General features: G+C 61.1%; 7 protein-coding genes. 1 reads left to right on the top strand and 6 read right to left on the bottom strand.

What is annotated here, in order from left to right; genetic code table 11:
• Positions 1-21 precede the first annotated feature (21 nt).
• Entirely contained in the window at positions 22-2,613 is a 2,592-nt protein-coding gene (locus ACFOMF_RS04900; protein WP_386361790.1) for a sensor domain-containing protein, read from the top strand.
• Positions 2,614-2,702: 89 nt separating this feature from the next.
• Here ACFOMF_RS04900 and ACFOMF_RS04905 read toward each other — a convergent pair whose 3' ends face one another.
• The 6 genes from ACFOMF_RS04905 to ACFOMF_RS04930 form a co-directional block, all read right to left on the bottom strand.
• On the bottom strand, positions 2,703-3,146 hold the full coding sequence (locus ACFOMF_RS04905) for an Hsp20 family protein (RefSeq protein ID WP_386361792.1): 444 nt from the start codon (positions 3,144-3,146) through the stop codon (positions 2,703-2,705).
• A 181-nt stretch (positions 3,147-3,327) separates the two neighbouring features.
• Positions 3,328-6,402, bottom strand: a complete 3,075-nt coding sequence (locus ACFOMF_RS04910) for an error-prone DNA polymerase (protein WP_386361793.1) — start codon at positions 6,400-6,402, stop codon at positions 3,328-3,330.
• A complete protein-coding gene (locus ACFOMF_RS04915) occupies positions 6,399-7,805 on the bottom strand; it encodes a Y-family DNA polymerase (RefSeq protein WP_386361795.1) in 1,407 nt (468 codons plus the stop codon). Before ACFOMF_RS04915 ends, ACFOMF_RS04910 begins: the two co-directional genes overlap by 4 nt.
• A gap of 7 nt (positions 7,806-7,812) precedes the next feature.
• The gene (imuA, locus tag ACFOMF_RS04920) at positions 7,813-8,430 is read right to left on the bottom strand and encodes a translesion DNA synthesis-associated protein ImuA (RefSeq protein ID WP_386361797.1); all 618 of its coding nucleotides are present in this window, start codon (positions 8,428-8,430) and stop codon (positions 7,813-7,815) included.
• Positions 8,430-9,047, bottom strand: coding sequence for a transcriptional repressor LexA (gene lexA / locus ACFOMF_RS04925; protein WP_386361799.1), 618 nt, complete (start codon positions 9,045-9,047; stop codon positions 8,430-8,432). The genes imuA and lexA overlap by 1 nt, the downstream gene beginning before the upstream one ends.
• A gap of 90 nt (positions 9,048-9,137) precedes the next feature.
• On the bottom strand, positions 9,138-9,324 hold a 187-nt coding region (locus tag ACFOMF_RS04930), incomplete at its 5' end, for a hypothetical protein (protein ID WP_386361801.1).

The raw sequence follows: 9,324 nt of genomic DNA on the forward strand, positions 1-9,324 counted from the left end.
AACAACAAGCTGGTCGTCATGGTGAATTTGCCGTTGTACCTGCATCGCCTCCTCAGTGATTCCCAGCCCCATGGACTGAGCCCCGGCCAGGACTTCGCGCAGCACGGTCACCGTTTCTCGAACGGCTACCTGCGCAGCGGCCCTACCGCATTGCAGGTCATCTTCCAGACCAACCCAGACCCCGTCATGCTCAGTGAACACTCCACCGGGCGCCTGCTTGATGTCAATCCGGGGTTTGTCAGGCATTTTGGCTGGAGTGAACTAGAGGCAGTTGGCCAAACCAGTCTCGAGCTGGGCATGATGAGCCGAGGCACCCGCCAGCAGATTCTCGATACCCTTGAAAGTGAGGGCTGCCTGGACGAGGTGGAAGTCGAACTTGTCAGCCGCTCCGGCGAGCGGATGCAGCACCTGCTGTACGGCGGAGCCTTTGTGCTCGACGGTCAGCATTGCCTGCTGATCACTACTCGCGACATTACCGAGCAGCGCTCCCAGGCCGAAGCCCTGAGGGAAAGTCAGGAGCGCCTGAAACTGGCCCTGGACTCGGTCGAGCTGGGTACCTGGGAGTGGCACATACCGAGCGGCATGATCTACGGCTCAGCCCGCGCGGCGCGCCTGCAGGGGCTGGCGAGGGGTGCTTTTCAAGGCTCCACCCGCGAGTTTTTCGTTCACGTTCCGGCCACGGACATGCGCAGCATGTACGGCATCTATCATGCAGTGGCCTCCGGGCGCCGGCGAAACTTTCAGGCGCAGTACCGCTGCCGTATGCCCGATGGCCGTTTCCGCTATCTGGAAAGCACTGCGCGGCTTTATCGGGACGCGCATGGCAAACCCCATCGCATGGCCGGCACCATTGTCGACATCACCGAGCGACAGCAAGCCGAAACAGCGCTGCGCGCAAGCGAGGCGAAGTTCGCCCGGGCATTTCACGGGAGCCCGGACGCCATTGTGATCGTCGAACGCGACAGCGGCCGATTCATCGAAGTCAACGAAGCCTTTACTCGCCTTACCGGCCACCGAGGCGAGCATGCCATTGGGCGTACCGCAGAAGAGCTCGGGCTGTGGCCGGACAAGGCCCAGCGTGATCGCCTGCTCAGGCTGGTCGAGCATGAAGGGCGGGTTGTTCACCGGGACTCGGTATTCATCGATCGCAATGGCAGCACGCTCCATCTGGACGTGTCGGTCGAACCCATGTCACTGAACGAAACCGCATGCCTGCTGATCACTGCTCGCGATATCAGTGAACTGAAACAGGCGCAGGCGCGCATACAGCACCTGGCTTGGCACGATCCACTCACCGACCTGCCCAACCGTGCCCTGCTCACAGACCGCCTCACCCAGCAGATCGCCCTGCACAAGCGCCACGACATGCGCGGCGCGGTGCTGTTCATCGATCTCGATCATTTCAAGCACATCAACGACTCGTTGGGCCACCCGGTAGGTGACGTGGTGCTCAAGATGATCACCGCCAGGCTCGAAGCCAGCGTGCGCCACGAGGACACGGTCTCCCGACTCGGTGGCGACGAATTCGTGGTATTGCTGACCGGTCTGAGCGGTCGCCGCTCCGAGGTCACTCGCCAGGTACGCAAGGTGGCCGAGAAACTGCGAGCTGTGCTCGCCGAGCCCATGCGTTATGAGGGCCAGTGGCTGAAGGTGACGCCGAGCATGGGCATCGCCTTGTTGCCAGACCATGGAGAGACGCCTGCCGACCTGCTCAAGCGAGCTGATATCGCCTTGTACCGGGCCAAGGATGCCGGCCGCAACGCCATCCAGCTGTTCCGCACCACCATGCAGCACGCCGCCAGTGCCCGCTTGCAGATGGAAAACGACTTGCGTCAGGCCTTGCTACGGCACGAGTTTCGGTTGCATCTGCAGCCGCAGGTCGACGCACGTGACAATCGCATCATTGGTGCCGAAGCACTGCTGCGCTGGGATCATCCCAAACTTGGCCCGCAATCTCCGGGACTCTTCATTCAGCTGCTGGAGGAAAGTGGCCTTATCGTCGAAGTGGGCGACTGGATTCTGCGCGAAGCCTGTCGTATCGGCGCATACCTGTTGAATGAGCGATCAGTCGACGCGGGCGCCTTCAGCCTCTCGATCAATATCAGTCCTCGTCAATTCCGACAGAGCGATTTCGTCGAACAGGTGATGCGCGCCATAGGCGCCAGCGGCGTGCCACAACGAATGATCAAGCTGGAAATCACCGAAGGCATCGTCATCCAGAATCTGGAAGACACCATCGGAAAGATGAACCGCCTGAAGAAGGCGGGCATCAGCTTTGCCATGGACGATTTTGGAACAGGTTACTCCTCACTGACTTACCTCAAGCGGTTACCAGTGGATCTGCTGAAAATCGACCAGTCCTTCGTGCGCGACGCCATGGCCGGCGACGGCGACGCGGAAATCATTCGCGCCATCGTCAGCATGGCCGCCAGCCTAGGGCTGGAAGTGATTGCCGAGGGCGTCGAACAGCAGGCCCAACTGGACATTCTTCAGCAGCGAGACTGCCATCTGTACCAGGGATATCTGTTCAGCAGGCCATTGCCACTGGAGATGTTCTGCGAATTGCTCGACAGCAGCCTGGCTCGGGCGGCGGGTCCGACCCACCCAGCCTGAACCTGGCGGGCCAACCGACCGGATCGGCGAGTTGGTCAAGCCCTCTGCGGGCCGGCTCCAATGACCTCACCGGTCCGGTCAGTACAGGGTCAGCCTTCCAGGGCCAGGCGCTCGTTACCGATTGGAATGCGCTTGGGCTTGGCCTCTTCCGGCACGATGCGCACCATGTCGATATTGAGCAGGCCGTTGAGCAGCTCTGCGCCTTTGACCTCGATATGATCAGCGAGACGGAATGACAGTTTGAATGCTCGCTGCGCTATCCCCTGGTGCAGATACGCGACGTTCTCGGTCGTGTTTTCCCGCTTGCCGCCACTGACAGTCAACACACCACGTTCGACCTGCAATTCGAGGTCGGTGTCCTGAAAGCCGGCTGCCGCCACGACGATGCGGTAGTGGTCATCACCATGCTTCTCGATGTTGTAAGGGGGATAGGAGCTGCCATTGTCGTTTCGCAGGGCAGACTCGAACAGATCGTTGAACCGGTCGAAACCAATCGACTGGCGAAACAGAGGGGCCATGGAAAATGCGGTCATTTTTCAATCTCCCGAATGAGTTCAGCGAGTGGACATCGCGGGACCCGACTGCGGCGCCCCGCATCAACTAGATAGGGATTCCCTGCCGAATTTCAAGCGCTGGCGATGCCCTCTTTTATACGACGTTAGCGCCGTATGGCTGTCGATAGCTGCAACGACATCGAGCCTGGCCAAGTCTTCCTCAATGGAAGTCACGGCTGCGAACATCCAGCCCGTCGAGCAGTTCACTGATATCTGTCAGCCGCCCGGCGATGACATGCCGCACTCCGCTCTGGTACTCCACTCGCCCCTCCACCTGCAGCAATCGGGCCTCGATCAAGGCCTTGCGCTGGCGTTCAGCCAGACTATGCCAGACCACCACGTTTACCATGCCATGCTCGTCTTCGAGGGTTACGAAAACGACACCACTGGCGGTACCTGGCTTTTGCCTCCCTGTAACCAGCCCGGCCACGCGCGCTGGGCGACCATGCTCGATAGCCGCGAGCTCAGATGAATGGCGACAGCGGCGGGCGCGGAGCTGCTCTCGCAACAGTGCCAGCGGATGCGGTCCTAGGGTGGTACCGAGGGTGGCGTAATCGGCATGGATATTATCGGCAGCGGAAGGCAGCGGCAGAACCACATCCGACTCGCCTTCTGACGGCAGGTCATCGAACAAGGGGCGCTGTGCCTCATGCCCTGCCACGCTCCAGCGCGCGCGATGACGGTGGCCTGCCAGCCCATGCAAGGCGCCCGAATCGGCCAGCAGCGTACGAGCTCGCTCATCGAGTCGACTACGGCGGCACAGATCATCGACGCCCATGAAAGCCTGCTGCGCACGTGCGGTGATGATGCGTCCCGCCATCTCTTCGCTGAACCCGCGGATCATGCGAAAACCCATGCGAATTGCGGGCTGCGCTGCGCAAGTAGAAGGCTCGAGCGAACAGTCCCAATGGCTGTGCAGTACATCGACGGGGCTCACCTCCAGCCCGTGACGGCGCGCGTCCTGCAGGATTTGGTCAGGGCTGTAGAAGCCCATTGGCCAACTGTTGATCAGCGCACAGGCGAAGGCGGCAGGCTCATGGCACTTGAGCCAACAGCTGGCATACGTCAGCAGGGCAAAACTGGCTGCGTGGGACTCGGGAAATCCATAACTGCCAAAACCTTTGATCTGCTCGAAGATACGGGCGGCAAATTCACCGCTGTAGCCATTGGCAAGCATCCGCTCGGTAAGCTTCTGCCGATGCGGTTCGAGCCCCCCGTGACGCTTCCAGGCAGCCATGGACCGGCGCAACTGATCAGCTTCGCCGGGCGTGTAGTCGGCGGCAACGATGGCCAGTTCCATCACCTGCTCCTGAAACAGGGGGACCCCCAGGGTACGCTCGAACACTTTCTTCAGCTTTTCATCCGGATAACTGACCGGCTCTTCACCGTTCCGCCGGCGCAGATAGGGATGGACCATGTCACCCTGTATGGGGCCAGGCCGCACGATGGCCACCTCGATGACCAGGTCGTAGAACGTTCTGGGCTTGAGGCGCGGCAACATCGCCATTTGCGCCCTGGACTCGATCTGGAAGACACCTATGGTGTCGGCGCGGCTGATCATGTCGTAGGTAGCCGGACACTCCGCAGGAATGGTGGCGATGCTCAGGTCTCGTCCGCGATGTCGGCGCAACAGGTCAAGGGTACGACGCAAGGCGGTCAGCATGCCCAAGGCGAGCACGTCGACCTTTAGCAAGCCCACCAGATCGAGATCGTCCTTGTCCCACTGGATCACGGTGCGCCCCTCCATCGCGGCGTTTTCCACCGGCACCAGCGTATCCAGGGGATATTCGGAAATCACGAAGCCACCGGGGTGCTGCGACAGATGCCGGGGGAAACCGAGGAGCTCTGAGGCCAGCGTCAGCACACGATGAAGCAGCGGGCTGTCCGGATCGAAGCCGTTCTCTCGGAGCCGCTCGGCACTCGGCAAATGGTGGTAACCGCAGCAATCGGCCAGTGCACTGACCTGATCCGCTGGCAGCCCCAGCGCCTTGGCCACATCGCGCAGGGCGCCGGCCCCCTGGTAACTGCTGGCAACCGCGGTGAGCGCGGCACGGCCACGACCGTAGCGCTGGAAGATATGCTGAATCACCTCCTCACGTCGCTCATGCTCGAAATCGACATCGATGTCCGGCGGCTCGTTGCGCTCCCTGGATAGGAACCGCTCGAAGAGCATGTTCATCCGCGACGGGTCGATTTCAGTGATGCCGAGCGCGAAACACACAGCCGAATTGGCCGCAGATCCACGGCCTTGGCAGAGGATGTGACGACTGCGAGCAAACCGAACGATATCGTGGACCGTGAGGAAATAGCTCTCGTAGCCCAGTTCGGCAATCAGCGACAGTTCCTTGTCCAGCAGCTGAGTCACGCGCTCAGGCACACCCTCCGGCCACCGCCAGCGCGCACCCGTTTCGGTCAATTCACGCAGCCAGCTACTGGCCGTCCGGGCTGGGGGCACCAGCTCATGGGGATACTGGTAGCGCAGTTGACTCAGGTCGAATGTGCAGCGCTCGGCTATGCGCAGGGTTTCCGATAGCAGGGATGGCGGATAGAGCTCGGCAAGCACGTCACGAGGTCGAAGATGGCGCTCGCCATTGGGGAACAGCCAATGGCCGGCTTCCGCCACGCTCATGTGATGCCGTATGGCGGTCAGCGTATCCTGCAGGGCCCTCCGACCTCGCGCGTGCATGTGTACATCCCCGGAAGCGACCGGAGGAATACCCAGCTGCTTAGCCAGCGCCAGGCATTCACCCAGGCGACGGGCATCGTCAGGCCCACGATGCAGCTCCACCGCCAGCCAGAGTCGATCGGGAAACAGGCTGCGTAACCAGCCCCCCTCCTCCACATGATCCAGCCTGCGCGGCAGCCACAAGGCCAGAAGGCCATCGAGCGGCTCGCAGAAGTCCTCGCGCAAGAGTTGATAACAGCCCTTTCGGGCCCTGCGCCTGGCGATGGTAATGAGTCCGCAGAGCCTTTGATAGCCCATGAGATTTTCAGCCAGCAGCACCACTCGCGGACCATCATCGATCGTCATTTCGGCTCCTACGATCAACCTCGGCCCAGTATTCTTCGAAGCCTGCCAGGCGCGGACGATACCGGCCAATGTGCATTCATCAGTTATGGCCAGTGCCCGGTAACCGTGGCGCCGAGCACGCTCGAACAATTCCTGAGCACTGGAAGCGCCACGTTGAAAACTGAAGTTGGACAAGCAATGCAGCTCGGCATACTCGTCCTTCACGAGAACCACCCCTGCAGCACCCAGGGGCCCCTTCGCCCAACATCGCGATAAGCCCAGCCGAGCCGGCCATCCTTCGTTTCAATGAGGTAGTAGTCACGGCGCACGTCACCGCCGTCCCACCACCCGGACTCGATGCGCTCCGGCCCAGCCAACAGTCTGGGCGTGCCCTCGAGAGCCATAGGCTGGCGCAACAGCCAACCGGGTCGCGGCGATTCATTCTGTGGCGTTGCGGCTGCGCCGGTCTCTGCAAGCCAGGCCATTTCAGGGCGGTGATCAGGCCGCATGCAGACGCCGTGCACGGCACTGTCCCCCAAGCGCGCCCTCAAGCGCTCACGCAACTGCTCCCAGCCTATCGATTGATGCGGGCGCTCCTCGAACAGGCCCATATGCTCGGGGATAAACTTCGGTAGATCGCCAGCGACCAGACGGACCCGGCGCACGGCTGCCGGCAGGCACAAACGCTCCAGGCGCCCCTTGGCCAGCTCGAACAGCAGCGCGGCGTCCCGCTCAGCTCTGAGAAGACCCACAGGCACTTCGGTCTCGACACCCTCGGCATGCTGAAGAAAGAGTTCGTAGCGCTGCACACCACAGTCCCGACCAGCCAGAAAAGCCCCTAGGTCGGATGTGAGCCGACGCAGCGGGAACAGCAGGGCCTGAATGGACTCCACGTCGTAGTTGAGCTCGATACTCTGATCGAAACGATCTGGTGGCGCATAACTGTCCAGCACCAATGGACGCCGTCCCAGCAGTTTATCCAGATGCTGCAAGACAGGCTCAGGGAACCGGCGGGCCAGCCCTGCACGCGGCAACGACAGAACCTGATGAAGCGTACGAAGCCCCATCCGCTGGAATGCGTTGACGCTTTCTCGCGGCAGCCCCAGGCGGTCAATGGGCATCTGATCGAGGACCTTGCGCAAACTCTCCTCATCAACCGCCAGGCCATCATGCACATTGCACAATACCCGTGCTGCTGCCGGGTTTGGCGCTACGGCAAGGCGATGACTGAAGCCCAATGCAGTCAACTCGCTGCGCAGGCGTTGTTCGAAGCGAGGCCAGGGGCCAAAGAGATTCAGACTAGACTCGACTTCCAATAACAGGGTACGAGAAAACCGCATACTGACCCGTGAGCTGTAGCGGTAGGCCCAAGCGGCCAGAAAGCGCTGATGGCGCTGGACCTCTGCCGGGTCATACTCGACTGTGGCGAAATCTCGTGTCAGCAGGTGTGCAGCGGCAAGGCTTTGGCCAGGCCGCAATCCCAGCAGGCGCGCAGCCCCATTGGCCGCCCGAATGATGCGGCGCTGACTGGGACCCTCGACAAGGACCAGGGGAGCAAGCGGGTCGTCAAGATTTCGCAGAACGCCATCAAGGGCCAGCTGCGGCAAATAGATACAGACCCAGCGCATTCTTCACTCAGAGCTCGGCAGCGATGAGCACGGGCGCTGCCGGTGCAAGACCACCACGGCACTTCAAAACCCTAACGCGACCAGGTCCTTCCTCGAAAGCAATGCGCAACGCCGCTGGCGACGGGTTTCTGGATACACTCAGTGGACGATAAGCGAAAGCCAGCGTCTGCCCTGTTTCGGCCGCCACGCACAAGCGGCGTATCGTTCGCTCATCCGACAAGCCAGGCCAGCAGAGCACTGCCCCACAAGTACCCGAGCGCAAACATTGCTCGGTAGCCCAGAGCGCATTTTTACCTTCGGCTTCGATGATGACCACTTGGCGTAGATCGATGCCAGCGGCCAGCCAAGCCTGGGGGTAAACGTTGTACGGAGGGGCGACCAGCACTATGCGCTCGCCAGCCCTAGAGAGTCTCTCCAGGGTTGGCCAGAGTAGCCCTAATTCACCCATGCCAGCCCCCGGAACCAGAATTTCACTCAGCGAGGCATTCGGCCAGCCGCCGGTGGGCAGCACGGCATCTAGACGCGCATGCCCGCTCGGCTGGGCACCGATAGGCCGTGCCGGTCCCTGTCCTTTCCATACCTGCCGGTCGCGCAACAGCGACTCGAGCGCTATTACGGCGGTCATCAATCCCGCCTCAATAAGCCGCAGAACACTCCCTCGATGGAGAGGTCCTGATCGGGTCCCACCACGATCGGCGAGTAGGCCGGATTACGTGGCATCAAACGGATCGAATCGATACCTCGCTCGAAGCGCTTGATGGTCACTTCACCATCAAGCCGCGCGACAATGATCTGGCCCTCACGCGCTTCCTGGGCACAGGAAATCCCAACCAGGTCACCATCAAGGATTCCATCGTCGATCATCGAGTCACCCTGCACTCGAAGAAGATAATCCGGCACTCGGGAGAATGTATTGCGATCAAGCGTCAAGTGCTCATGCAACGCCACATCCGGGCCAATCGGAGCCCCGGCCGCTACACGGCCAAGCACGGGTACCTCGATAAGCTCTGTTCGCCCGGCCCGATCCAGCAGGCGAATCCCGCGGGCCTGATGCGGAATCACCTCGATGAGTCCGGCCTCGGTCAGGGCTTGAACATGCTTGCGCGCCACACTACGTGAGGCAAAGCCGAACGCCTCGGCGATTTCGGCAAGGCTGGGTGGTTGACCCTGCTCAGCGATACGTTCGCGAATGAAGGTCAGAATGGCTGTACGCCGAGGACTCAAGATACTCATGGAGTACATTTGTACTCTTATCGAACTCGATTGGCTAGCCCTCTATCTCAACAGCGACCAGATAACCCCAACGAAGCATTGAACGCCATGACCCGAACGTCATCCATCGTCTTCGCGCAGATAAGTAAGGGGGGCTTCAAGAATTCGTTCAGGCAACCGGCTCAGTGCTTGGCTATGCGTGAATCGTCGACGGGACTGGAATTTGTGCGGCGCAGCCCTGTTTTCCCCTGCTTGGCCGTAGGGGAGCACTGGCGGCATCGGCAGCATCTGTTTTTCCGAGCCCAAA

The sequence above is a fragment of the Stutzerimonas tarimensis genome, assembly GCF_042648805.1.
GTDB classification, from domain to species: domain Bacteria; phylum Pseudomonadota; class Gammaproteobacteria; order Pseudomonadales; family Pseudomonadaceae; genus Azomonas; species Azomonas tarimensis.

Excerpts from the sequence above, each read along its gene's own strand:
- ACFOMF_RS04905 (WP_386361792.1), bottom strand. The coding sequence starts at position 3,146 with ATGACCGCATTTTCCATGGCCCCTCTGTTTCGCCAGTCGATTGGTTTC.
- ACFOMF_RS04915 (WP_386361795.1), bottom strand. The coding sequence starts at position 7,805 with ATGCGCTGGGTCTGTATCTATTTGCCGCAGCTGGCCCTTGATGGCGTT.
- imuA (WP_386361797.1), bottom strand. The coding sequence starts at position 8,430 with ATGACCGCCGTAATAGCGCTCGAGTCGCTGTTGCGCGACCGGCAGGTA.
- lexA (WP_386361799.1), bottom strand. The coding sequence starts at position 9,047 with ATGTACTCCATGAGTATCTTGAGTCCTCGGCGTACAGCCATTCTGACC.